This window comes from Bifidobacterium sp. LH_743 (genome assembly GCF_056355775.1).
The window spans coordinates 164,848-190,319 of the sequence record NZ_JBKESZ010000003.1 but is presented as its reverse complement, the minus strand read 5'-3'; the positions used below and the strand labels follow the sequence as shown (position 1 = coordinate 190,319).

Sequence of the window (25,472 nt, the reverse complement as noted above, 5' to 3'; positions counted from 1 at the left end):
ACCCGGCCCCGCCGGTCGGCGCATGGATGGCGGGCGCCGCCGGGCGGGACCGGCGTATTTGACTTCGCCTGCACGGGATTCCTATGTTTGGACACATGACCTACGATTTCGATACCCCGATCGACCGTTCCGGCACGTACTCGCTCAAGTGGGAGGAGGCCGGCGGCGCGCTGCCCATGTGGGTGGCGGACATGGATTTCCAGACCGCGCCCGAGATTCGCGAGGCGCTGCGCCGCCGTGTCGAACACGGCGTATTCGGCTATTCGATCGTGCCGCCCGAATGGAGCCGGGCCTATGCGGACTGGTGGGACCGACGGCATGATCTCGCCATTGACCCGGAATGGCTGGTGTTCTGCACCGGCGTGGTGCCGGCAATCTCCAGCATGGTCCGCAAGCTCACCACGCCGAACGAGAACGTGCTCATCCAGACGCCGGTCTACAACATCTTCTTCAATTCGATCCTCAACAACGGCTGCCGGGTACTCGAATCCCCGCTCGCCTATGACGGCGAGGGGCATTACGCGATTGACTGGGCGGATCTGGAGGCGAAGCTCGCCGACCCGCAGACCACGCTGATGATCCTATGCAACCCGCACAATCCGATCGGCCGCATCTGGGATCGCGAAACCCTGGCACGCATCGGAGAACTGTGCTGGGAGCATCATGTGACGGTGATCAGCGACGAGATCCACTGCGATCTGACCGATCCGGGCTTCGGCTACGTGCCGTTCGCCTCCGCGGGAGAGCATTGCGCGATGAACTCGGTGACCTGCATGGCGCCGACCAAGGCGTTCAACATCGCGGGCCTCAACTCGGCGGCCGTGATGATCCCGAACCCCGTGCTGCGCCACAAGGTGTGGCGCGCCCTGAACACCGACGAGGTGGCCGAGCCGAACGCGTTTGCCATGGACGCCACGCTGGCCGCGTTCAACGAGGGCGGCCCCTGGCTGGATGAGCTGCGCGCCTATCTGGCCGGCAACAAGGCCGCCGCGCGCGCGATGTTCGACGAATACAACGCCTCCGTGCCCGCGGACCGTCGCATCATCATGATCGAGGGACATGCCACCTACCTGCTGTGGGTCGACTGCTCGGCCATCACGCACGACACCGATGCGTTGTGCGACCATCTCAAGAGCGAGCACAGGGTGATGCTCTCCGAAGGCTCCGAATACGGGGGTGACGGGCATGATTTCGTGCGCATCAACGTGGCATGCCCGCGCTCGCGCATGGTCGAGGGGCTGACGCGTTTCCTCGCGGGATTGCGCGACTACCGAGCCTGATCAGACCGGGACGTCTCCCCCACCACTTCGTGCACGCAGTCGAGGAACGCCCGCGCGGCCGGGGTGAGCGGCTGGCTTTTCTTCCACGCCATACTCAGCGAGGCCCGCAACGTCGGTTCGAGCGGGCGGAACGTCAGACCGCTGCCTTCGCCGGTGTCGACCAGACCTTCGAGCGACAGCGCGCAGCCGTAACCGGCGCGCACGAACCGGCTGGCGTTGTAGGTCAGGTTCATGGTGCCGACGATGTCGAACGGCCGCAGGCTCCCGCTGTACCAGCCGGACAGGTCGCGTCGGGCGAGTGCCCCCTTGGGTACTATCAGCGGCAATCCCTGCAGGTCGGCCGGTTTCACGCCGCTCCGCGCGGCGAGCGGATGGTCAGGGCGCATGATCAGTCCCATGCGGTCGCCGCCGGGCAGGGGCAGGTGATCGTAGCGGCTCATGTCGGCCGGCTGCACCAGCACGCCGAAGTCCGCGAGCCCGTTGTTGAGTCGTTCCATGATGTTCTCCCCGTAATCGTCGTGCAATTGGATGCGCACGCCGGGGTGCAGCTCGCGCACGTGCACCGCGGCCTTGGCCAGCACATCCATCACGGCGGTCTGGGCGGCCGCCACATGCACGTCGCCCTCGACCTGTTCGCCCGAGGCGATCTCCGACCTGGTACGGTCCGCAAGCTCCACAATCTCGCATGCGCGACGGTACAGCAATTGCCCTTCATGCGTCAGTTCCAAGGCACGTCCGCGGTTGCCGCGCACGAACAGGGTCGCACCCATCTCCCCCTCAAGGTCCTTGATCTGGCGGGACAGGGCCGGCTGGCTGATGCGCAGCACCTCGGCGGCCGCGGTAACGCCCTCCTCCTGCACCACCGCGATGAAATGACGCAACACCTTGATCTCCACGTGTTTCCCACCTTCCAGTACATGCATTTTACGTATTCCATGCTATCGCATATCCGTATTTGTTATCTTTTTTCTTCGGTTCTAGGCTGGCATCGAAACTACGGGAACGATGACGGGGGGCGAACATGACAAGACCGACACGGGTGCTGTTCATCGGTTCGACCGGCAGCATCGGCCGCCTGGCCGTGTGCGAGGCCGTCGAACGCGGCTACCATGCCCGGGCATTGGTGCGTGACGCGGGCCGGGCGTGCTTCGATCCGCGCGTGGAGGTCGTGCAAGGCGATTTGACCAGCGTGGAGTCGTTGCGCGGCACCCTCGCCGGCATCGACAGCGTGGTGTTCACCATGGGCGCGCACGACGGGCCGAGCATGATCGAGAAGGTCGACTACGGTGCGGTGCGCAATACGCTGATCGCGTTGGAGGGACGCAGGGTGCGCATCGCGCTCATGACGGCCATCGGCGTGACCTGCATGGATTCGCGCTACAACCTCGCCTCGCAGGCCCACGATTGGAAGCGCCGTTCGGAGCGGCTCGTACGCGCCAGCGGCAACGAGTACACCATCGTGCGCCCCGGCTGGTTCGACTACAACGATCCCGACCAGCAACGGCTCGTCTTTCTGCAGGGCGACACGCACCGGTACGCCGACCCGCGCGACGGCGTGGTCTCGCGCCGCCAGATAGCGCAGGTATTGGTCGCATCACTCGGCTGCGAATCCGCGAACCGCAAAACCTTGGAGCTGGTGTCGCGGCACGGTCCCGCCCAAGACTCCCTCAATCCGCTGTTCGCCGCGCTCGAAGCCGACCCGTCCGGTTCACTCGACGGCGCGCATGACGAGGAGAACTTCCCATTATCCATCCAACCGAAACGCGTCATCGAGGATCTCAGAACCGTCACTTCGTTCGCGTCAGCCGACGATCGATCCGAGTGATCCGATATCCAAGGAGAAGAATGCGCATCCGAAAAATCGCAGCCGCCTGCATCTACACCGCCATGCTCGCCTCGGCGGCTGCGGGAGCACGACAGGCAAGCAGCCGGCTTGGACGATACGACCCGATCCCACGATTCCGATACTTCGAGGACAACAAACACACCAGACAGGAAAGGCAATGACATGGTAGTAGTGGTGTATTTCTCCCGCGCCGGCGAGAACTACGGCGTGGGCACGGTGAAGACCGGCAATACGGCGAAACTGGCCGAGGCGATCGCGCAGGCGGCCGGCGCGCCGATCGCCGAGATCGTGCGCGATGAGGCGTACCCGGCAGGCTATGACGAGACCACCGTCGAGGCACAACAGGAGCAACGGACAAACGCCCGCCCGCACATCACCCTCAAGGGCGACATCGACGCGCTCGACAAGGCGACCACCATCTATCTCGGCTACCCGATGTGGTGGGGTGACGCGCCGATGCCCGTCTACACCTTCCTGGAAGGCCGCGATTGGAACGGCAAGACCATCTACCCGTTCTGCACGCATGAGGGCAGCGGCCTCGGAGGTACACCGAACAACATCGCCAAGGCTGCACACGGCGCGACGATCGAGAACGGTCTGGCGGTGCGCGGCACCACCGCGCAGCAGGACGCCGACGCGACCCGGCACGCCGTGGACAGCTGGCTGTCCAAGCAGCGCTGACCGATCCAAACCGCATACCGCGCCCGTCCGGCCGGTTCCCCAAGGAGCTGGCCGGACGGGTTTTCCATATGGTCCCCATACAGGTAATCCCCACATATGCGCGTGGCGATACACTGATGCATGAACGGAACCGTCGACAACGAGGTCAATATGTCATACGCACTCATCACCGGGGCATCAAGCGGCATAGGACGCGAACTGGCGGCGTTGTTCGCCGCGAACGGCCACGATCTGGTCATCACGGCGCGCAGCCAGACGCGGCTCGACGCCGTGAGGGACGCGTTGGAAGGCCGCTATCATGTACGCGTCGTGCCGTTCGCCATCGACCTGAGCGAACCGGACGCGCCGCAACGGCTGCACGACTTCACCACGTCGCACGGGATCGCCATCGAATACCTGGCCAACAACGCGGGATTCGCGGACTGGACCGGCTATCTCGACGCCGACTGGAACCGGCAGCAACAAATGATGCGGCTCAACATGGAGGCGCTCGCCGAACTCACCTACCGGTATGGACGCGACATGCGCGCCGCCGGGCATGGCAGGATCCTCAACATCTCCTCGGTCGCCTCGATGATGGCCGGCCCGTACATGGCGATGTATTTCGCCACGAAGGCGTTCGTGCGCTCGCTGTCGGAGGCCGTGGCTTATGAGCTGCGCGGCACGGGCGTGACGGTGACCTGCGTATGCCCGGGGCCGACGACCACCGGATTCGCCAAGGCCGCCAGGATGGGCGGCCGCAACTTCTTCACCATGACCAAGCCTGCCACCGCACGCCAGTTGGCGGCATTCGCCTACCACAGGATGATGCGCGGCTCGATCCTCGCCTACCACGGTCCGCTCACCAAGGCCGGCGCATTCGCCGAACGCGCGCTTCCCCGCGCAGTGACCCGGACCATGGCAGCGTTCATGAACGGCGGCAATCCGCACGCACATGAATCATCGCACCATTGAAATGGCGAATCGAAAAACGCCGTCAGAACCGCGTCCGTGACGTCGGATCCGCTTTGTCCAGCTTCTGCCGGCAGGCATCTCCGCCATTCCGCTCCAGCTCAAGCAAGGCGACTTTGGTATCAAGACCACCCGCATACCCGGTCAGACTGCCATCGCTTCCCACAACACGATGGCAAGGCACGATGATGGAAATAGGATTGTGCCCTACCGCCCCTCCTACCGCACGGGCGGAAACCCTGCGTCCATCGCCATTCATCGCTTCCAATCTATGAGCCAGTTCGCCGTATGTGACGGTCTCCCCATACGGCACATCCCGTAGCAACGACCACACCTTGCGACGGAATGGCGTACCGTCAAACCGTAGCGGAACCATGGATGAATCAGGCCGTTTCCCGTCGAAATAATCATCCAGCCATTGCGAGGCAAGATCAAGCGGCTTCGACTCCCCCTCCGTTACGGATCGAGTCGATCCGAGCGTCCGCAACGCATCATCCAGATAGCGTTCCCAATCGAACCAAAGGCCGAGCAGCGAATCCCGGTCCGCAACCAGCGTGATGCCTCCCAGAGGCGAATCGTAATGCAACCTGTCAAGCATGCCGCGGCTCCTTTCCTTTCGACAATTACGAGCATAACGTCATCGGGTAGGGAGCGCATCGTTTCGCTTTATGAATCGGAATGTCCATGGCGGCGATGGCGGAATAGCGGTCCGACGCGGCACCACCATCCTTATGCCGAAGCCTGTGCGACCGCGAATCGTTTGGACGGCCGGTAGCACAGCAGCGCGATGCCGATGAGCACGGCAGTAGCGGCGAGGCTGATCGGGTAGACGATCATGATGGCTTCGAAGGTGCGATGCATGGGGAATACGAATTCGATCCAAGTGATGCGCACGCCGACCACGCCGGCCACGGTGAGCAGGGCCGGTGCCAGTGAAATGCCGAAGCCGCGCAGGTAGCCGGACATGACCTCGTACAGCATGCTGAATGTGTAGGCGGAGAAGACCATGACGAGTCTGGTGTAGCCGACGGCGATGACCTCGGGGGTGGCATCGAACAGGGCGAGCAGGCGGTGGCCGAAGAGCAGTACGACGGCGATGGTGGAGGCGGTGGCGATGAAATCCTCCAGGATGCAGATGCCGAGCACACGCTTGCAGCGTCCGATCTGCTTGGCGCCGTAGTTCTGTCCGGTGAAGGTGGCGCAGGCTTGGCTGAAGGAGTTGAGCACGTAGTAGGCGATGATCTCGATGTTGAACGCGGCACTGGATGCGGCCATGACGACGGTACCGAGGCTGTTAATGGCGGCCTGGATGATGATGTTGGCCACGGCGAACACGGCGCTTTGCACGCCGGCGGGCAGGCCGATGCGCATGATCTGGCGCAGGGTGAACGGGTCGATGCCGAGTTCGCGCAGGTTCACGTGGATGGCGGCGTCGGTGTGGACGAGCCGGTACAGCAGGATCATGGAGCTGGCGATGTTGGCGAGGACGGTGGCAGTGGCAACGCCCGCGACGCCCAGATGGAACAGGATGACGAGGATCAGGCCCATGGTCACGTTGAATACGCCGGAGACGGCGAGCACGGCGAGCGGCGCCTGCGTGTCACCGATACTGCGGAAGATGGCGGCCTCGAAGTTGTAGAGCAGGATGACGGGCATGCCGAGCAGGTAGATGCGCAAGTAAATAAGCGCCAGAGGGAACACCTCGTCGGTCACGTTGAGCATGCCGAGAAGCGGGCCGGCGAGCAGTTCCCCGATGACGGCGACGACCACACCGCCAATCAGGGCGGTAACGATGGAGGTATGCACGGCCTTGCGCACGGCATCACGGCTGCCGCGGCCAATGGCGTTGGCGATGACGACGTTCGCGCCGAGCGCGATGCCGATGAACAGGTTGAGGATAAGCCCGGTGACCGGCGCGTTGGAGCCGACGGCGGCGACCGCGGCGGTGCCGTCGCCTTGGGAGAAGTTGCCGACGATCATGATGCCGGACGCGTTGAAAAGCTGTTCCAAGATGCCAGTCGCGGCCACGGGCAGCGCGTAGCGCAGAACCTTGGTCCAGATGCGGCCATGCAGCATGTCTATTTCCTGTTTGTTCCCCGCCTTGTCTCTTGCCATGGCCTTCGCTCCTCCACTGTTCCCGTATTCTTGTTCCCGGTTTCCCTTGCGGCCTTGCGCGTCTTGTATGCCCCATGCGCCGCGTTCCGGGTCTGTCACACCGCACCTCGATGCCGGCCCGAATGAGGATTGTAGGATCGCCACCATGCGATAGCAAATAGCTATGCGCTATTCCTTCCCATTGCCTTCGTGCATGGATTGCAGCGACTGCTTCACCTGGTCCAGGAATATGACCGCGGATTTCGACAGCGCGGCGTGCCGACGGTATACCAGCGCGCATTGCGTCTCCAAAGGCGGGTCGAGCGGCAGGAAACGCACGTCGGCGGATTCGCCGCCGTCGAGATGATCGTCCGTGGTGACCACGCATCCCAGCCCGCTGGTCACGAAGGGCGAGGGGCTGCCGTTGAGCACGTTGTACGTGGCGGAGACGTCGAACTCGTCCATATCCACGCCCGCCCACAGGCTGAATTCCCGTTGCAGCCCCTCTCGGTGGTGGACGGCCAGCGGCATATGCTTCAGATCGTCCACAGTCAGGACGCCTCTGCCGGCCAGTTCGCTGCCGGCGGGCACCGGGGCGCCCCACCGTGCCACGTCCGGCAATGGCACGAAGTCGTAGCGCACCACGTCCACCGGCCGAAGCAGCACCGCGAAGTCAAGCGTGCCGTGCTGCAGACGTTCCGACACGTCGGTGGCATCTCCATTGTGCCAATAGAAGCGGATGCCCCGGTGCACCTCGTGGGTCCGGGCCGCGGCTCTGAGCAGGAATCTGGGGATATGCCCGCCGACCGCCACCTCCCCCGCCACGTCGTGCTCGTCGGTTTTGAGCTCGCGTTCGGTTCTATCCACCAGCGTGACGATCTCCTCCGCGCGGCGGTAGAGCAGCATGCCGTCCTCCGTCAGCGTGACGCGCCGGCCGCCGCGCTCGAACAGTTTCTTGCCCAGTTCATGTTCGAGTTGAGCGATCTGCTTGGACAATGTCGGCTGCGACATCATCAGCGTCTCGGCGGCGCCGGTGAAGCTCTCTTCCCTGGCGACGGCGAGGAAATACCTCAATACGCGAACATCCATCATCAGCTCCTTCCTGCCCGGCATGCGTGCCAAGCTTCCCACCATACTATTCCCATCAGCTCTTGCAATCGATGAACCATAGCTATTTGCCATTGCCACGGCGGCGTCCATACAATGCCCGGCAGCACATCGCAATCAGAGAGAAGCAGACACAAGCAGGCGACACAAGACAAGGAGCATCAATGGATATGAGCGACCGCTATCTGACGCTGAACGACGGGAACCGCATGCCGCGCATCGGCTACGGGGTGTTCCGCATGACCGATCCGGACGTATGCGAGAACGCGGTGGTCGAGGCCATTCGGGCGGGCTATCGCCTCATCGACACGGCCGCCGCCTACGGCAACGAACGTGCGGTGGGCGCCGCCGTGCGCGGCAGCGGCGTGGCACGCAGCGAGATCTTCGTCACCACCAAGCTGTGGATCACCGACACCAGCTACGACGGCGCACGCAAGGGGGTGGAGCGCTCCCTGGAACGGCTCGACATGGATTACGTGGATCTGCTGCTCATCCACCAGCCGTACAACGACTACTACGGCGCGTGGCGCGCGCTCGGCGAGCTGCAGGACGAGGGGCTGGTGCGTTCCATCGGCGTGGACAACTTCACCCCGGACCGCATGGCCGACTTCCTGTTCTTCAACGACCGCAAGCCGGTGGTCGACATGGTCGAGTGCAACGCGTTCTACCAGCGCGAAGTCGACAGGCGCTATCTGCACGAACATGGCATCGCCATGCAGGCGTGGTCGCCGCTGGCCGCGGGGCATGCGGAGCTGCTGGGCAACGACTTGCTCTCCCATATCGCGGCCGACCATGGCAAGTCGGTGCCACAGGCCGTGCTGCGCTGGCTCATGCAGCGCGGCATCGTGCCGGTCGTCAAGTCGGCAAACCCGGACCGCATGCGTCAGAACCTCGCCGTCTTCGACTTCACGCTGTCCGACGACGAAATGGCCGCCATCGCCACGCTCGATACCGGGCATACCTGCTTCTCGCCGCGCGACACCGGCGAGGCGGTACACGCCTTCCTCGAACAGGCCATGGGCTACGACGTCTGAGAGCCACCCGCCACTTCCCCGCCGCTTCCCCGTCATATCGGAATCGCAGCACATTCCTGCATGCGTTTCCATGTTCCATAGGCATTGGATATGCAAAGCGTTTCGGCATAAGCTCACGGTGTACATGCAAGAAAGGAATGCAAAGACCATGAGCAAACCCTATATCGTATGCCACATGATGATGTCGATCGACGGTCGCATCGACTGCGGTATGACCGTGCAGTTGGCAGGCAACACCGAATACTACGAGACGCTGGCGGCGTTGGACGCCCCGACCCGCGTGAGCGGCCGCGTCACCGCGCAGCTCGAGATGGCCTCCGGCGAATTCCACGCCACCGGCAGCCCGCTCGGTCACGAAGCCTTCTCCAAGAAGGCCGACGCTGAAGGATACAACGTAATTCCCGACACCAAGGGCACGTTGAGCTGGCCGGACGATTCCGGCAGCGCCAAACCTCTGGTCATCCTGACCTGCGAGCAAGTGAGCGAGGATTACCTCGAGTTCCTAGATTCGCGCAACATCTCATGGATCGCCACAGGCCGCGACCGCATCGATCTCAAGCGTGCCAGCGAAATCCTCAATGAGGAGTTCGGCGTGGAACGCATGGCCGTGGTCGGCGACGGCACCATCAACGGCGGATTCCTCGATGCCGGCCTGCTCGACGAGGTGAGCATCCTGATTGGCCCCGGCATCGACGGCCGCAAGGGCATGGCCTCCACGTTCGACGGCCTGCCGATGGACCGCAGGCCCGTCGCCCTGAAACTCGATTCCGTCACCCCATATGAGGATGGTGCGGTTTGGCTGCGCTATTCGTTCGACCGGTGAGTGGCGGGCAAGCCGGCATAGGAACCGTCTATAAGCAGAAACGAAGCAAGGGAATGGATACGCGCCGCCGCGCTGTGCGGCTATGGGGCTAGTATGAAGCACATGACTGAAACCGTTTCAACCGCATCCAACGCGGCCGGCGCGTGGACGAATCCGCTGCGCGACCCCCGCGACCTGCGCCTGCCGCGTATCGCCGGCCCGTGCAGCATCGTGATCTTCGGCGTGACCGGCGATCTGTCCCGCAAGAAGCTGCTTCCCGCCATCTACGATCTGGCCAACCGCGGCCTGCTGCCGCCGAGCTTCGGCCTGACGGGATTCGCTCGCCGCGACTGGACCGAGGACCACTTCAAGGACTTCGTCAAGGAGAACGTGCAGGCGCACTGCCGCACACCATTCAAGGAATCGACTTGGAAACAGCTCGCCGCGGGCATCCGTTTCGTGCAGGGCACGTTCGATGACCCAAAGGCGTTCGAGCGCCTGTCCGAAACCGTCGCGGAGCTCGACCGCGACCGCGGCACGCGCGGCAACCACGCATTCTATATGTCCGTGCCGCCGCGCGCCTTCCCGCAGGTCTCCCGACAGCTGGCCGACTGCGGTCTGGCGAAATCTTCAAAAGGCGCATGGCGTCGCGTGATCATCGAGAAGCCGTTCGGACATGATCTGGCCAGCGCCAAAGAACTCGACCGCGTGGTCTCCGAAGTGTTCGACCCGTCGAGCGTGTTCCGCATCGACCATTACCTTGGCAAGGAGACCGTGCAGAACATCCTGGCGCTGCGCTTCGCCAATGCCATGTACGAGCCAATCTGGAACAACAATTATGTGGATCACGTGCAGATCACCATGGCCGAAGACATCGGTGTGGCCGGACGCGCCGGATATTATGACGGTATTGGCGCCGCGAGAGACATCATCCAAAACCATCTGCTGCAGCTCATGGCGTTGACCGCCATGGAGGAGCCTGTCTCCTTCTCCGCGGCCGATTTGACCGCAGAGAAGACGAAGGTGCTCTCCGCGGTGCGTCTGCCGAAGGATTTGGCGGCACATACCGCTCGAGGCCAGTACGCCGCCGGATGGCAGGGTTCGCATGAGGTTGTCGGATATCTGGACGAGAAGGGCATCGACCCCAATTCCACCACCGAAACCTATGCGGCGATTCGCTTGGACATCGACACCCGCCGTTGGGCCGGCGTGCCGTTCTATCTGCGCACCGGCAAACGATTGGGCAAGCGCGTCACGGAGATCGCCGTGGTGTTCAAGCGCGCTCCGCATCTGCCGTTCGAATCGACAGCCACCAAGGAACTCGGCAAGAACGCCATCGTGATCCGCGTGCAGCCCGACGAGGGCGTGACCATGCGCTTCGGCGCGAAGGTGCCCGGCGGCACTTCGATGGAAGTGCGCGACGTGTCGATGGACTTCGGCTATGGTCGTTCGTTCACCGAATCCTCCCCCGAAGCCTATGAACGTCTGATTCTCGACGTGCTGTTGGGCGATCCGCCGCTGTTCCCCACCACCGAGGAGGTCAACCTCTCATGGAAGATCCTCGACCCGATCGAGGAGTTCTGGTCGACGCTCGGCCAGCCGCAGCCGTATCGTTCCGGCACGTGGGGCCCGGAAGAGGCCGTTGAAATGCTCGCCCGCGATGGACACCGTTGGAGGATGCCGTGATCATTACCATGCAAGACACCGAGACCCGCGAGATCTCGGCGAAAATCGACGAACTGCACGAGGAGCGCGGCGAGGCGGCATTGGGACGCGTGCTCACCCTGCTCATCTCCACCAACGAGACCGAACTCGAGCATGATCTCGAAATCGCCAACAACGCGAGCCGTGAGCATCCCTGCCGCGTGATCGCAATCGCGCCAAGCAGCCGCAAGGTCAATCCGGAAGATGAGGAAAATCCCACCTTCCTTGATGCCGAGATTCGTTTCGGATCCGACGCGGGGGCCGGTGAGATCATCGTGCTGCGTCCGCGTGGCGGTCTGATCCGCCACGCCGATACCTTGGTGATTCCGCTGCTCGTTCCAGACACCCCTGTCGTGGCATGGTGGCCAAACGAGGCGCCCGCGAACCCGTCGAAGGATCTGCTCGGCTCCATGGCCAGCAGCCGCATCACCGATGCAATGCATTCCTCGAACCCGCAACGCACGATGGACGATCTGCGTCGCAACCGTTCCTCCAAGGACGTGGACATGTCGTGGACGCGCCTGACCGTATGGCGCGCGATGATCGCCTCCATGCTCGACCAGCCGCCGCACCTGCCAGTGAGCAATGTGCGCGTGACCGGGCAGAAGGATTATCTGCCGTTGGACCTGCTTGCCGCATGGCTGCGTCTGCGTCTGAACGTGCCGGTGATGATCGAGGAGGATCTGGACGCCACGGCCGTCACCGGCGTGTATCTGACGCGCGGCGACGGTGTGCTGAGTCTGGAACGCCCCTCCACCGACGATGGATTCGCCGTGATCAGTGTGCCCGGCCAGTCGCCGCAGACCATCAGCGTGCCCGCACGAACGCTTGAGGAATGTCTGAGTGAAGAACTTGGCCGCTTGTATCCGGATGAGATCTACAACGAGGTCGTGTCCCGCGGTCTGGAACTGGTCAAGCCGAGGCAATAGCCCGTCGGCGCGACGGAACCGTTACCACCATTCGGGAAAACGCTTATCAAAGGAATGAACGTGACAGAACGCAAGACCATTGTCTATCCGAACCCGCAGGTGTTGGCCGAGGCTGTGGCCGCCCGCACGCTGCTGACCATCATCGACCTGTTGGCCGAGCCGAACCGCACGCGTGTGGACATCGCCGTGACCGGAGGCACCGACGGCAACCGCGTGTTCGCCGCGATGAATGCGAGCCCGTTGAACGATGCCGTGGACTGGAGCCGCGTGCACGTCTGGTGGGGCGATGAGCGTTTCGTGACGGCCGATGACGACGACCGCAATGCGAAGCAAGCCCGCAAAGCCTGGTACGGCGCGCTTGTGGAGAGCGGACGTATGCCGGCCGGGAACATCCACGCGATGCCGGCGGACACGCGCGGCGCCGATGAGATTATCTCAGCCTCCCCCGAACAGACCGATGCGGTGCTGGCCGATGCCGCCGCGGAATATCAGCGTGAGCTCATCGAGCAGCTGGGTGACGAACCGGCATTGGACATCGCAATGTTCGGCATGGGCCCGGACGCGCATTTCGCCTCCCTGTTCCCCGACCATGGCGAGGCCGAAATCAGCGACCCGCACGTGCTGGTCGCAGGTGTGCGAGATTCGCCGAAGCCGCCGCCGCTGCGCCTGACGCTGACCGTGCCGACGATCGCCCGTTCGAAGCACACGTGGGTGTTCACCTCCGAAGAGCGCAAGGCCAATGCGGTCAAGGCCGCGTTCGCCCAGCAAAACAATCCGCATGCCCCGAGCTCCTACGCCGATGGTGAGGAACTGCTCTGGCTCATCGATGAGGGTGCAGCCTCCAAGCTGTGACGCTCATCAGAAACAATCAAAGATGGGGGGTATTTCCACGGTTCATGGCCGCGGATATACCCCCCATCTTTGATTGTTTTTAACTGTTTCGACGCATGATTTCCACCGAACGTTGTTTCCGTAGGTGGTTTTGTGTTTCCGTAGGTGGTTGCCTCAAGTATCGGAGATGAGAAAAGGCCGGTTTTCTGCCTTTTCCGTGGTGCGCATCCAGGCCCAACCACCTACGGAAGCCAACAACCGCCTACGGAATGTGAACGAACGCTTAGATATGCCAAAAGGCCTCGCGATGCGAGTACTGGCCGTCCCAATCATCGAACCGGAATTGCTTCGGTTCAACAATCGAGTATGGCCGTAAGGCATCACGAGGCCTTTTGGCTGAAGCTTCCTAGCTTTGTACTGCGGAAAGATCAGGCTTCGATCTCTTCGCGGCCCGGCTCGGCCCACAGGGTGTGGAACGCGCCCGGCTGGTCCACGCGCTGGTAGGTGTGGGCGCCGAAGTAGTCGCGCTGGCCCTGGATCAGGGCGGCGGGCAGGCGCTTGGAGCGCAGGCCGTCGAAGTACGACAGGGACGAGGCGAACGCCGGGGTCGGCAGGCCGTTGATGGCGGCCTGGGCCACCACGTTGCGCCAGGATTTCTCGGCGGTTTCGATGGCGTTCTTGAAGTACGGGGCGAACAGCAGCGACACGTTGGCCTCGCCGGATTCGAACGCTTCGGAGATGCGGTTGAGGAACTTCGCGCGGATGATGCAGCCGCCACGCCAGATGCGTGCCACGGCGGCCAGGTCGATATCCCAGCCATATTCCTTAGCGGCGGTGGTGATCTCGTTGAAGCCCTGGGCGTAGGCGACGATCTTGGAGGCGTAGAGGGCCTGGCGGATGTCTTCGATGAAGGCCTTCTTCTCCTCGTCGTTCAGGTTCAACTCGCCGCTCGGACCGGCGAAGCCCTGCTTCTGGGCTTCCTCGCGCAGGTCCGCCTCGGAGGACAGGCCGCGGGCGAACACGGCCTCGGCGATGCCGGTGACCGGCACGGCCAAGGACAGTGCGGTCTGCACTGTCCAGGTGCCGGTGCCCTTCATGCCGGCGTGGTCCACGATGAGGTCGACCAGCGGCTTGCCGGTCTTTTTGTCGACCTGGTGCAGCACTTCGGCGGTGATCTCGATGAGGTAGGAGTCGAGTTCGGTCTTGTTCCACTCCTCGAACACGTCGCCGATCTCGGCCGGGGTCATGCCCAGGCCACGGCGCATGAGGTCGTAGCTTTCGGCGATGAGCTGCATGTCGGAGTATTCGATGCCGTTGTGCACCATCTTGACGAAGTGTCCGGCACCGTTGAGACCGATGTGGGTCACGCACGGTTCGCCTTCGGCCTTGGCCGCGATGGATTCGAAGATCGGCTTCAGGGTCTTCCAGGATTCTTCGGAGCCACCGGGCATCATGGACGGCCCAAGCAGGGCGCCCTCCTCGCCGCCGGAGACACCGCAGCCCACGAAGTGCAGGCCACGCGCGCTGATTTCCTTCTCACGGCGGATGGTGTCCGGGAAGTAGGAGTTGCCGGCGTCGACGATGATGTCGCCCGGCTCCATAAGGTCGGCGAGCGCGTTGATCATGGCGTCGGTGGGCGCGCCGGCCTTGACCATGATGATGGCGGTGCGCGGCTTGGTGAGGCTGTCGACGAACTCCTCAAGCGTCTTGGCCGGGTAGAATTCGCCTTCGGTGCCGTGCTCGTTCATGAGCTTTTCGGTACGGGCGTAGGTGCGGTTGAACACAGCGACCTTGTTGCCGTGGTGTGCGAGATTACGTGCGAGGCTACCGCCCATTGCGGCCAAGCCGACGACGCCGACGTTTGCTTCAGCTGACATGCTGGTCCCTTTCGTGGAGAAACGTAGTACTTTACAAACCTTCCTTAGTGTAGCGCCGAGCGCGTCCAAAACGGACGCACATCTCAAGTCCGGGTCCGACCGAAGGTCATCGACGTGAGGACATCATCACAGGCGCCGCCTTCGGGCGAATCGGACAAAAGGCCAGTCGTATTGCGATGCGAACATTCCAGTTCTGCTGAATCCGTGAATCAGTCGTTTTTGGCCGGCACAATGGTTCGGACGAACCGCATGGCTTCGACCGGCGTGAGCGACGGCACGTAGGCCTGCGCCACGGCGAGCGATATCTGCGGTAGTTTGGCTGCGTCCGGATAGCAGATGTACACCTTGGATTCGTCGGGGTGGAACTTGAGCTTGAAACGGAACAGGGAATGGAATCCGTAGGCCGGTTCCATGATGTCGGCCACCATCTGCAGCACATGGTCGAGCACGGCGCTCTCCCCCTGTTCGCCTTCTCCACCGCCCATGCCGGCAAGCGGCGCCGCGGACAGACTCATGAATCGCACCTTGCCTTCGTCCCGTAAACGTTCGGCCATTCGTGCGATGAGGAATTCCATGATGCCGTTGACGCTGTCGGTGCGATGACGCATGAAATCGAGGGTCCAGCCGACCACTTCACCGTTTTCGTAGGTCGGCAGCCAGCTGGTGACGCCGAGGACCTTGCCGCTGTCATCCACCGCGTACAGCAGTTTGACACGTGGGTCGACCAGCTCGTCCACGCCACCCAGGGTGAAGCCCATTTCCGGCAATGCCTTCTCACCGGCCCATTGCGCGGAAATCTCACGAATCTGCGTCTGCACGGAGAATGGTGATTCCTTGAAGGTGGAAAGCACATCGGTAATGCCGTCACGCTTGGCTTTGTTGATGGCAGTGCGCACATCCTGCCATTTCCTGCCGCGCGTCTGCCATGCGGCCGGATCGACCACCATTTCGGTACCGACATCGAGCGCATTCCAACCAGAGGCGACCAGAACGTCACGCTGGGAGGCATGCACGCTGTAGAACACCGGGGTCAGGGAACGCCGAGCACAAAAATCGGTAAAGGCGCGTAGATCGTCCTCGTATTCGGCCGAATCGCCGAATGGTCCGGTGACGGTCAACGCCACGCCATACGACACCCGGTAGGCAATGCCGGAACGTCCCGTGTCCGAAAACCAGTAATCGTTGCCCTTCCATGTGGCCATGAACGACATGGATTCGCCACCGAGTTCAATGATCCTGTCCACATGGTGGCGGTAGATGTCGTCCACCATGGAACGGTCTCGCAGACAATTCCAAGCGCAATAGAGCGCGACTATCCAGAACACCGGTCCCACACACTGGTAGACGAATTCCGACAGCGGTCCGACCGGCACAAATGCCGGTTCGACGCCGCTCAACAGACCAATCGGCAACAGGCGTTGCACAAAGTCGGCAATCAGGTCGATAAGCAGCGGGGTCTCGTTGAAACCGGACGGCGTGGACAGGCCGTAACCGACATACAGCAGTCCCAATACCACGAACGTGGCGAACGTGACGGCGACGCCACGCATCACGATCTCAGCTTTCGTACGGATGGTGAAGCATCTGCGGAACAGGACGATGACGACGATGAACAGCAGAGGCAAGGCCACTGTGGCGAACATCGCATGGAACGCCCCGTGCCGCCGCAGCGCCGATATCGCGTCCATATATGCGCCGGCGACGGAGCCGTCCACGTAGGAGAGCGGAATCGCCACATAGAACACCGCCGAAAGCGCGACGGCGCACACGTCGAACACAATGCTCAATATGGCGGCGAAGCGACGTCCGCGATACAGACCCCAGGCGATGAGCAGCAGCATCAGCGTCGGCATGATGGACACCAGCCAGTTGCCGGGCATGGTGAGACGCATCATGCGGTACTGCGTGAAGCAGTCCGTACGCGACGCTCCGTTAAGACAGTCGATCACACGTCCGGTATCGAAGTCGGTGGAACCGGTCAACAAGCCGAATGTGGACAGCAGACCGAACGCTTGACGCGATGAGACGGCCACGAGCGATCCGATGGCCTGCACTCCCGCGGCCACGCCGACCAGCCGGCGCATCTCATAGACCGCACCGTGCCGGTATTCGTCGCCATGCGTGGCCGAGGACATCAGGTAGCCGAGCACATGGCCTATCAAGGCGGCGGCGAGCAGGCAATAGTCGCTTGCCTCGCCACGGTAGAGAAACATGATGAGCACGACCGCGTAGCCGATCACACGGATACGTCGGCGCCACAGCATGGCCGTGAACGCGCTGGCGCACATGAGCGTTCCGGCAACAAGAATCAGCGGCCCGAGGACGGCACCGTCATGTGAGATCGCATGCCATTGCGGACTGTGTCCGTCGGACAGGGAGCACAATCCCATGCCCAACGCCATACCGCCCAAGGTGGTGATGACGGAGACCCAGACGGTTTTGGCTTTGCCGATTACCGATTCCGCCAAACCGAACGCAATCAGAATAAGCGGAATGTCGATGAGCAGGCGACCCAGATCCGGCACATACAGCATGGATATCGGCGCGGTGTACCAGTGTCCGTGCGCGAGGGCCTCGAAACTGACTCTGGCGAGGCGCGGTGGGAACGGCTGTCGGATGAGCGCGCATACGATCCGCGTGGCCACATTGACGAACGCGACGGCGAGAACGAAGCAGACGGTGAGCATGTGCCGTCTGAGCCACGTGGCCAGGTCAGCCAGCAACGCTTGGAAGCCGAACAACGGTTTCACGGATTGTTTTACGGAGGTTTTCGTGGATGATGTGACCGGTTTGCTTTGCGTTTGCGTCATGATGTTCCTTATGTTTACGTTTGGCGATTTCCGCGGCTTGTCCTATACGGCTGTCGGTCAGACCGAGACACGTTTGAGGTTCGGATAATCGGACAGGCTCGGTCTCACGCCGGAAAGCCCGGTGTCGTAGCCGAACACGGCGAGCCCATAACGCAGCACGTCCTGTACGGCATGCCAGTCGTGCGCATTGCCGATCGATTCGACGGCGGTGACATGCATGCCGGCTTTGGCCGCGACCGGAGCAATCGTTCTGATGTTGCGCACGGAGGTGGCATCCTCCTCTCCCGCGCCCATGATGAGTGTCTGCTGGGCGGGCGAGTGGTCACGGATGGCATTGACCGGCACTTGGCTTTCGTAGGCTTCGGCATTGCCCTCGAAGAAACGGTCGATCATCTCCTGTCTAGTGCCGTTGGTCGGGCCGATCTCACTGTCGGTGGGAATCATGGTGCCGAACAGCTCCGGATGGTTCACGCCGATCTGCAGGGAGCACGTGGCGCCTTGCGAGAATCCCGCGATGGCCCAGTCCTTGGCGTCCTGCGCGGCCGGAAGGTTGTTCTTCACCCAATCGACCACATCCCGGGTCAGATAGGTGAACGCATTGCCGTACACCTTCGAATCCACGCACAGCGTGTTGTGCGAGTCGTCTCCGAGCTGGTCCGCCGCGATGACGATGGGGGCGAGCCCCTCATGGTCCTTCGCGTATCCGTCCATCATGGTTTGGATGCCGCCGGCCTGAAAGGCGCGGCCCGGACTGCCCGGCTGGCCGCTCATCATCAGGATGACCGGCAGAGCCGGCTTGAGTTTCCCTTTCGCGAGCGCCGCCGGCGGCAGATAGACGAGCGCCTTACGCGCCTTGAAATGCGATTCCGCGGCTGGAATGTCGATTTTGCTCACCGTTCCGTTCGACGGGATGTTCCGGATGGCGTCGCCGGCCACCTGTCTGCGCCACTGGGATACGGGAATGAGGTTCTTGCGTTTGACCAGTCCGGTCAGATTGGCCTGACTATAGGAATCGTCACCGAACAGCGAGCCGATGGTGGCGTATTCACCGTACGATTGGTCGATGCCGATCGCCACCGCCGATATGGCGGATACGACAAGCAGCGCCGCGGCCGCACGCATCATCCCTTTGCGCAGGGCGATGTGCGTGGCCGCGAATCCGACCGCGGCAAATCCCACGCCCGCCCATGCCATGACACGAGGTCCCAATCCGACGCCGAAAACCACGAACACGTCGGACAGCAGCCATGTGAGCGTATAACCGGCCGCTCCGGAAATCGCAGCCGCAACCAACGGCAACACGATCAGCCGGATGCGTCCGCTCCGCCCATCCCGTCCGTTTCGTCCGCCGATCGCGCCGACCAGCAACGTCACGGCCAACGTCACGGCGATGGCAAACACCACCGTCGGCAGCCATCCTTCGACCAGGCTCACATTCATCAGCCACTGACGCATAGCTTCCATCCCCAACGCATTGGTTTTCCTGCAACTTTTCCTACAACCCGACAGTTGTAGTACGCGAAGCCTCGGATGCGGGTCGTTCTTGGGACTGATTTCGCGCAAGGGTTCAGGGAAAACCCTGAAACCGCCGTGGAACGTTCACTCTCGGCGTATGGTTTTGACTATGACACACATATTCGAAGCATCGAACGTGCATTGTTCGATCATGGTCGACGGCGAGCGCCGCACCATTTTCTCCGGACTGTCGTTCGCCATCGATGCCGGCGAGATCGTGGACCTGGTAGGACCGTCCGGCGCAGGCAAAAGCTCGTTGCTTACCGCCTTCGCACGGCTCAATCCGCGCGCGGACGGCGAGTACCGTCTTTTGGGCCGTTCCGTTGATGATTTCACCCCGCAACAGTGGCGCGCGCAGGTCGCGTATCTGCCGCAGAAACCGGTGCTTCTCGGTGAGACGGTGGCGCAGGCGATTCGGCTTCCGTTCACGCTTGCCGTACGGCAGTCGTCGAAACCGGGTTCGCGCAAGATGCCTCCCACCGACGTTCTACCGGACGCCAAAATCCGAAAGACGCTGGACGATATGGGATGCGAGGACATCGATCTGGATCGTCCACCACATGACCTGTCGGGCGGCCAAGCGGCACGCGTGAGTCTTGCACGGACGCTGCTGACGAATCCCAAGGTCCTGCTCGCCGACGAGGTGGATGCCGGGTTGGATGACGAGAACGCCGAGAAGGTGGCGTCGATCCTTGCCGGCGCGGCCACGGACGGCATGGCGATCGTCCGTATCCGGCATCGGCAGCCGGACGGTCGTGCGTCACGTATCATGCGTCTTTCCGACGGGACGCTCGCACAGGTCATGACCGACACCGAAAACGACGATTCGGAAGGGAACGTGGCATGAACGGCAATTACTATGCGATTGACATCTGGGGTCTCATCGTGGCACTCGTCATGGTGGCCATCGCGGCCGGCATATCCGAGATCATGCGCATGGGCATCGGACGTACGCTGCTCTGGTCGGCCTGCCGTGCGCTGCTGCAGTTGTGCGCGATGGGCTTCATCATGGAGTACGTCATACGTTCGGGCAATCCCTGGCTGGTGCTGTTGCTCGTGGCGTTCATGCTCATCGCGGCCGTGCAGATCACCCTCTCTCGTGCGAAGGGCGTGCCGAAAGGCCTTGCCGGCCCGGTGTTCCTGAGCTTGGTCGTGACTATGCTCATCATGATCTCGTTGGTCACCGAGCTCATCATCCGTCCGCAGCCATGGTACGCACCGCAACTGGTGGTGCCGCTGACCGGCATGCTGCTGGGCAACACCGTCTCGGCGCTTGCCGTGGGATTGAGCCGGTTCTTCGAAAGCATGAAGGAGCGGCGCGACGAAGTGGACACACTGCTCGCCCTGGGAGCCACCACATGGGAGGCCTCTCGTCCAAGCATCGTCTCTTCCATCCGCCTGGGTCTCATGCCCACCACCGCGTCGCTCGCCTCAGCCGGAATCGTGACGGTTCCAGGCATGATGGCCGGTCAGATCATCGCCGGAGGGAATCCCATCGATGCGGCGAAATACCAGTTTATGGTCCTCGCAAGCATCGCGGCGCTCACATTGATGGCCGACAGCATCATCATGCTGATCGTCTACAAACGCTGTTTCACCGCGATCGACCAGTACAATCCGGTGGAACGGTAGCGTCAGATGCACATTATCCTTCGAATCGTCCACCGTTTTGCGATGAGGTGACGAGTGGCGCGCGTACAGTGTCGGGTATGGCAGAACAAGCAGAAACCATCATCTCCAAGCAATACACGACGCCGTTGAAGCAGCCGATTAATCAGGACATCAATCTTTTCGATTTCCTCGACAGGCGTGCCACCGCGAATCCGAACGGTTCGATGGTCGAATACAAGGGGGACGACGGCGCATGGCATTCCTTCAGCGCGGAGGAGTTCCGCCGGAAAGTCATCGACATCGCCAAGGGATTGATTGGCTGGGGTGTGCGCAAGGGTGAGGGCGTGGCCATCATCGCGCACACCAGCTGGCAGTGGACGGCTTTGGACATGGCGGTCATGGCCGTCGGAGCCCTCACCGTTCCCGTGTATGAGACGAATTCCGCCACGCAGATCCGCACCATCTTCAACGATTCCAATGTGGTGCTCGCCGTCGCCGAGGATGACGCGCAACGCGACAAGGTCGAATCGATTCGTCATGAGGCGCCCACACTCCGTGACGTGCTCATGTTCGACGCCGACGCGTTGGACACCATCGTCGAATTCGGCAAAGGTGTCTCCGACGAGGAATTCTGGAACCGGAAGAACGCCACCCATGGCGATGATCTTGCGACCATCGTCTACACGTCCGGCTCCACAGGAGCCCCGAAGGGCATCGAAATCTCGCATGGCAACATGGCGTATCTGTGCGAATCGGCGAAACAGTATATGCCCAGGGCCTGCAACATTCCCAATCGCCGTCTGCTGCTGTTCCTGCCGCTGTCCCATGTGTTCGCGCGCTTCATGGCGCTGCTGAGTTTCGCCGGCACGCTTCAGCTGGGTCTCAGCGGCGACATGAAGACCATCGTGAAGGATTTTGAGTCCTTCGGCCCGACCTTGCTGCTGGCGGTCCCCCGCGTGTTCGAAAAGGTGTACAACGCCGCTTCGCAGCGCGCGGGCGGCGGTGTGGCGGGCAAACTGTTCGTCCGTGCCACGAAGACGGCAAAGGACTGGTCGCGGGCTCAGCAGGAGGGACGCAAGCCGTCGGTGCCGACCCGCGTGGCCCACGCGTTCTACGAACGTATCGTCTACCGGAAGATCCGCACCATCTTCGGTCCCAACGCCGACTTCGCCATCACCGGCGGCGCGCCGATGGATCCCGAGCTTTCGCACTTCTTCAATGGCATCGGCATGCCCCTGCTTGAAGGCTACGGCATGACCGAAACCTGCGGTCCGGTCTGTGTGAGTCTGCCGGAGAACAACCGCATCGGCACCATAGGACAGCCTTTGTGCGGTGTGACCGCCGGAATCGCCGACGATGGGGAGCTGTGCGTCAAGGGTGGCAGTGTGTGCATGGGGTACCACAACAATCCCGACATCACCACCCAGCAGATCACCGACGGATGGCTGCACACCGGTGATCTGGGCGATATCGACGAGGATGGATTCGTGCATATCACCGGCCGAAAGAAGGATCTGATCATCACCGCCGGCGGCAAGAACGTCTCCCCCGGCCAGCTCGAAGCATCCGTCATGACCTCCCCGGTCGTCGACCAATGCCTGGTGATCGGCGATCGCAAACCGTTCGTGGCGGCATTGGTGACGCTTGACCTCGCCGATGCGAACACCTGGCTGAAGGCGCGCGGAGCGGAGCCGGCCGAATCACTGTCTGATCTGGCCGCGAATCCGATCGTCCATGCCGAAGTGGAACGTGCGGTCAATCAGGCGAACGAAAGCGTCTCCCGCGCTGAATCGATCCGCAAGTTCGAGATCCTGCCGGACCGCTTCACCCAGGAGAATGGCATGCTCACCGCGAGTCTTAAGACGCGCAGGGCACAAATTGTGGCCCACTACCGCACATTGATCGACACCGTGATCTATACGCCGAAGAAGAAGTAGTCCCAGTTTCGGTAGTCACGGTTTCGCGGCGAACAGATTCACAACTAACAGACGAAGGGGTGGCTCATCGTATCGAATCTTTGATGCGATGAACCACCCCCTTCGTCGTATGGCGCCCAGAGCTCAGCGTGTGCGGAATGGCGCCTTGCGGATGTTCGCGTGGCGGCGATACGACCTGCCTTGACGTTCGCCGGCATGCTTGTCGTGACGCTCGCCATGGCCACCGCGGCGGCCGGACTCGTCATGGTTGCCGTATTTGGCTTCCATACGACGATCATGGCGTTTCGCGTCCTCGCCGCGCTCGTCCTGAATCACGCGGATCGGCTTGCGATGGATGCGCTTGCCTCCCTGCGACCGTTCGTCACGATCCGGACGCACGTTGCGATTGGAACGGTGTTCGTCATCGTGACGACGTTCGTTGCGAGCTTCAGCCTTGCGCTGCTTTTTGGTGGGTACTCCCTGTTTTTTGGAGAACTGCTTTCCGCTATTCTTGCCACGCTGGCCGGAACGATCGTCGGAACGATGCCGACGATCGTCGGATTCGCGTTGCGCGGCCGCTTCGGCGCGCTGCTGCTCATGCAGACGCGCATACTTCTCACGGCGCTTATCGTTACGCTTCGCCTCACGCTGCTCGCGACGCTCCTCCTGAATCTCGGGATGTTCCCAGCGATGTTCGCGCGCCTCGTATTCACGGTTGTCGCGGCCTTCGAATTTGGCCGCGCGACGCTCGGCACGGTTCTGCTTCGGTTCGAAACGCTGTTCGCGCTCATCGCGGCCAGCGCGTTCCTCCTGCTTTCCTCGGCCGTCGTGGTTCCTGCGTTCGGACTTGAATGGCTTGCCGCCCTTGTCCTTGCCCCGATCCTTGTTGCGTCCGCCGGAACGGTTGGCACGTCCGGAACGTTCGCCACTTTCCGTGGAACCGTTGCCGCCCTTGCCGTTCTTTCTGCGACGGGGATTTCCGGCCGGCTGGGACTGCTCAAGAGTCCATCCGAATCGCGGTTCGGCCGGTTCGCCCACCAATTCCAACACTTCCGGGGAGTCGTGGGTCACTTCGATCGGTTTGATCTTCAAACCAGCCTCGTGCAGCATACGACGGGTGCGTCGACGCTGGTTGGGCAGCACGATGGTCACCACGTCACCGGAATGGCCGGCGCGGGCGGTTCGTCCGGAACGATGCAGGAAGGACTTCGGGTCTTCCGGAGGCTCCACCTGGACCACAAGCTCCACACCGGATACATCGATGCCGCGAGCTGCCACGTCGGTGGCGACCATGACGTTCACGTCTCCGGATTCGAAAGCCGCGAGGTTGCGGTCGCGCTGGTTCTGGCTCAGGTTGCCGTGCAGTTCGGCGGCGGGAATGCCGTTCTTCGTCAGATCCTTGGCAAGCTTCTGCGTCTGGAACTTGGTGCGGGTGAACAGGATGCGGCGCCCTTTGCCGGAAGCGAGGGTGCGCACCAGCTCGTGACGGTCGCCCTGCGTGGTTTCGAACACGTGGTGGGTCATCTCGTCGACCGCGGCCGTGGCGGAGTCGACGCTGTGCACCTTCGGATCGGTAAGGAACGTGTTCACGACCTCGTCCACACCGTGATCGAGCGTAGCGGAGAACAACATGATCTGCGCGTCGAACGACACCTGTCCCAGCAGTCGCTTGACCGGTGGCAGGAAGCCCATGTCGGCCATCTCGTCGGCCTCGTCGATGACGGCGACCTCGACCTTCTCCAACGTCAACGCATGCTGCTCAAGCAGGTCCTCAAGACGTCCGGGGCAAGCGACCACGATGTCGGCGCCGGCCCGCAGATCGCGGATCTGACGGGCATAACGCACGCCACCGTACACCGTGGTGGTGGTCATGCCGTAGATCTGGGCGAGCGGCATCAGCACGTCGTTGATCTGGTTGGCCAGCTCACGTGTCGGTGCCAGCACCAGGCCGCGGGGGTGCGGCAGGAAATCATCGGCACGACGCTCCTCGGCATGACCCTTGCGCACCTGCTCCACCTCATGGCGGAACTGGCTCATGTTCTCGTAATCGTCGGCATCCACCTCCCCCAGACGGGCGACCAGCGGAATCGAGAACGCCAAGGTCTTGCCGGAGCCGGTACGGCCACGGCCAAGGACATCGCGTCCGGCCAGGGAATCAGGAAGCGTGTCGGCCTGGATCGGGAAAGCGGTTTTCTTGCCGTCGGCCGCGAGCACGCGGACCAGCGGGCCGGGAACTCCAAGTTCGGCGAAGGTCAGTGGACGTTCCTCCTCGCCGGTCTCATCGAAATCGGAGGCGAGGGCATCTTCATTTTCAATAACAGCGGTATCGGGCACAATGGCCTTTCATGTCAAACATTGCGCACGTTGCGCAAACCTATTAACAATAGCCCACGCCCGATACTTTCCCGGTATGGGACCGGTCTGGGAAGGTGGAACGGTCTGCAGGCCGGAATCGCCATATGACATCATTCACGCGATATGCGG

Annotated in this window: 21 protein-coding genes; 13 read left to right on the top strand and 8 right to left on the bottom strand. The window is 62.2% G+C overall.

Annotated elements, in window-relative coordinates:
• Window positions 1-95: 95 nt before the first annotated feature.
• Entirely contained in the window at window positions 96-1,280 is a 1,185-nt protein-coding gene (locus AC1ATL_RS05735; RefSeq protein ID WP_476569354.1) for a MalY/PatB family protein, read from the top strand.
• On the opposite strand, the gene AC1ATL_RS05730 is transcribed toward AC1ATL_RS05735, so the two are convergent.
• Window positions 1,268-2,203 (bottom strand): LysR family transcriptional regulator, encoded by a 936-nt coding sequence (locus tag AC1ATL_RS05730; RefSeq protein ID WP_476569187.1) that lies wholly within the window; start codon window positions 2,201-2,203, stop codon window positions 1,268-1,270. The genes AC1ATL_RS05735 and AC1ATL_RS05730 overlap by 13 nt on opposite strands.
• Before the next feature lie 98 nt (window positions 2,204-2,301).
• On the opposite strand from AC1ATL_RS05730, the gene AC1ATL_RS05725 reads away from it, so the two are divergent.
• The 4 genes from AC1ATL_RS05725 to AC1ATL_RS05710 all read left to right on the top strand — a co-directional run bounded on the left by AC1ATL_RS05725 (window position 2,302) and on the right by AC1ATL_RS05710 (window position 4,761).
• Window positions 2,302-3,105, top strand: a complete 804-nt coding sequence (locus AC1ATL_RS05725; RefSeq protein WP_476569185.1) for an SDR family oxidoreductase — start codon at window positions 2,302-2,304, stop codon at window positions 3,103-3,105.
• A 20-nt stretch (window positions 3,106-3,125) separates the two neighbouring features.
• On the top strand, window positions 3,126-3,287 hold the full coding sequence (locus AC1ATL_RS05720) for a hypothetical protein (protein WP_432624021.1): 162 nt from the start codon (window positions 3,126-3,128) through the stop codon (window positions 3,285-3,287).
• A gap of 1 nt (window position 3,288) precedes the next feature.
• A complete protein-coding gene (locus tag AC1ATL_RS05715) occupies window positions 3,289-3,807 on the top strand; it encodes a flavodoxin (protein ID WP_476569183.1) in 519 nt (172 codons plus the stop codon).
• Between the two features lie 150 nt (window positions 3,808-3,957).
• On the top strand, window positions 3,958-4,761 hold the full coding sequence (locus AC1ATL_RS05710) for an SDR family NAD(P)-dependent oxidoreductase (RefSeq protein ID WP_476569181.1): 804 nt from the start codon (window positions 3,958-3,960) through the stop codon (window positions 4,759-4,761).
• 22 nt (window positions 4,762-4,783) lie between these two features.
• On the opposite strand, the gene AC1ATL_RS05705 is transcribed toward AC1ATL_RS05710, so the two are convergent.
• The 3 genes from AC1ATL_RS05705 to AC1ATL_RS05695 form a co-directional block, all read right to left on the bottom strand.
• On the bottom strand, window positions 4,784-5,356 hold the full coding sequence (locus tag AC1ATL_RS05705) for a methylated-DNA--[protein]-cysteine S-methyltransferase (RefSeq protein WP_476569177.1): 573 nt from the start codon (window positions 5,354-5,356) through the stop codon (window positions 4,784-4,786).
• Window positions 5,357-5,487: 131 nt separating this feature from the next.
• A complete protein-coding gene (locus AC1ATL_RS05700; RefSeq protein WP_476569175.1) occupies window positions 5,488-6,873 on the bottom strand; it encodes an MATE family efflux transporter in 1,386 nt (461 codons plus the stop codon).
• 168 nt (window positions 6,874-7,041) lie between these two features.
• Entirely contained in the window at window positions 7,042-7,944 is a 903-nt protein-coding gene (locus tag AC1ATL_RS05695) for a LysR family transcriptional regulator (RefSeq protein WP_476569173.1), read from the bottom strand.
• A 179-nt stretch (window positions 7,945-8,123) separates the two neighbouring features.
• Here AC1ATL_RS05695 and AC1ATL_RS05690 point away from each other — a divergent pair, with 179 nt between their 5' ends.
• The 5 genes from AC1ATL_RS05690 to pgl all read left to right on the top strand — a co-directional run bounded on the left by AC1ATL_RS05690 (window position 8,124) and on the right by pgl (window position 13,280).
• Window positions 8,124-8,993, top strand: coding sequence for an aldo/keto reductase (locus AC1ATL_RS05690; protein ID WP_432623964.1), 870 nt, complete (start codon window positions 8,124-8,126; stop codon window positions 8,991-8,993).
• A 148-nt stretch (window positions 8,994-9,141) separates the two neighbouring features.
• Window positions 9,142-9,816 (top strand): dihydrofolate reductase family protein, encoded by a 675-nt coding sequence (locus AC1ATL_RS05685; protein WP_476569171.1) that lies wholly within the window; start codon window positions 9,142-9,144, stop codon window positions 9,814-9,816.
• 93 nt (window positions 9,817-9,909) lie between these two features.
• A complete protein-coding gene (gene zwf, locus AC1ATL_RS05680) occupies window positions 9,910-11,481 on the top strand; it encodes a glucose-6-phosphate dehydrogenase (protein WP_432623962.1) in 1,572 nt (523 codons plus the stop codon).
• Window positions 11,478-12,428: a glucose-6-phosphate dehydrogenase assembly protein OpcA gene (locus tag AC1ATL_RS05675; RefSeq protein ID WP_432623961.1), complete on the top strand. Its 951-nt coding sequence runs from the start codon at window positions 11,478-11,480 to the stop codon at window positions 12,426-12,428. Before zwf ends, AC1ATL_RS05675 begins: the two co-directional genes overlap by 4 nt.
• A gap of 60 nt (window positions 12,429-12,488) precedes the next feature.
• Window positions 12,489-13,280, top strand: a complete 792-nt coding sequence (gene pgl, locus AC1ATL_RS05670) for a 6-phosphogluconolactonase (RefSeq protein WP_476569168.1) — start codon at window positions 12,489-12,491, stop codon at window positions 13,278-13,280.
• 407 nt (window positions 13,281-13,687) lie between these two features.
• Here pgl and gndA read toward each other — a convergent pair whose 3' ends face one another.
• The 3 genes from gndA to AC1ATL_RS05655 all read right to left on the bottom strand — a co-directional run bounded on the left by gndA (window position 13,688) and on the right by AC1ATL_RS05655 (window position 19,401).
• Window positions 13,688-15,136, bottom strand: a complete 1,449-nt coding sequence (gene gndA, locus AC1ATL_RS05665; RefSeq protein ID WP_432623959.1) for an NADP-dependent phosphogluconate dehydrogenase — start codon at window positions 15,134-15,136, stop codon at window positions 13,688-13,690.
• Between the two features lie 209 nt (window positions 15,137-15,345).
• Window positions 15,346-17,946 carry a bifunctional lysylphosphatidylglycerol flippase/synthetase MprF gene (locus AC1ATL_RS05660; protein ID WP_476569166.1) on the bottom strand — a complete coding sequence of 867 codons (2,601 nt, stop codon included), beginning with the start codon at window positions 17,944-17,946 and terminating at the stop codon, window positions 15,346-15,348.
• 57 nt (window positions 17,947-18,003) lie between these two features.
• Window positions 18,004-19,401 carry an alpha/beta hydrolase-fold protein gene (locus AC1ATL_RS05655; protein WP_476569164.1) on the bottom strand — a complete coding sequence of 466 codons (1,398 nt, stop codon included), beginning with the start codon at window positions 19,399-19,401 and terminating at the stop codon, window positions 18,004-18,006.
• Window positions 19,402-19,570: 169 nt separating this feature from the next.
• Here AC1ATL_RS05655 and AC1ATL_RS05650 point away from each other — a divergent pair, with 169 nt between their 5' ends.
• From AC1ATL_RS05650 to AC1ATL_RS05640, 3 genes are all read left to right on the top strand, one after another.
• Window positions 19,571-20,308, top strand: coding sequence for an ABC transporter ATP-binding protein (locus tag AC1ATL_RS05650; RefSeq protein WP_476569162.1), 738 nt, complete (start codon window positions 19,571-19,573; stop codon window positions 20,306-20,308).
• On the top strand, window positions 20,305-21,093 hold the full coding sequence (locus tag AC1ATL_RS05645) for an ABC transporter permease (protein ID WP_432623955.1): 789 nt from the start codon (window positions 20,305-20,307) through the stop codon (window positions 21,091-21,093). The genes AC1ATL_RS05650 and AC1ATL_RS05645 overlap by 4 nt, the downstream gene beginning before the upstream one ends.
• 77 nt (window positions 21,094-21,170) lie before the next feature.
• Window positions 21,171-23,009: an AMP-dependent synthetase/ligase gene (locus AC1ATL_RS05640; protein ID WP_476569159.1), complete on the top strand. Its 1,839-nt coding sequence runs from the start codon at window positions 21,171-21,173 to the stop codon at window positions 23,007-23,009.
• Window positions 23,010-23,132: 123 nt separating this feature from the next.
• Here the strand turns inward: AC1ATL_RS05640 and AC1ATL_RS05635 are convergent, their stop codons facing one another.
• Complete coding sequence (locus AC1ATL_RS05635; protein WP_476569352.1) at window positions 23,133-25,304, bottom strand: DEAD/DEAH box helicase; 2,172 nt, start codon at window positions 25,302-25,304, stop codon at window positions 23,133-23,135.
• Window positions 25,305-25,472 lie beyond the last annotated feature (168 nt).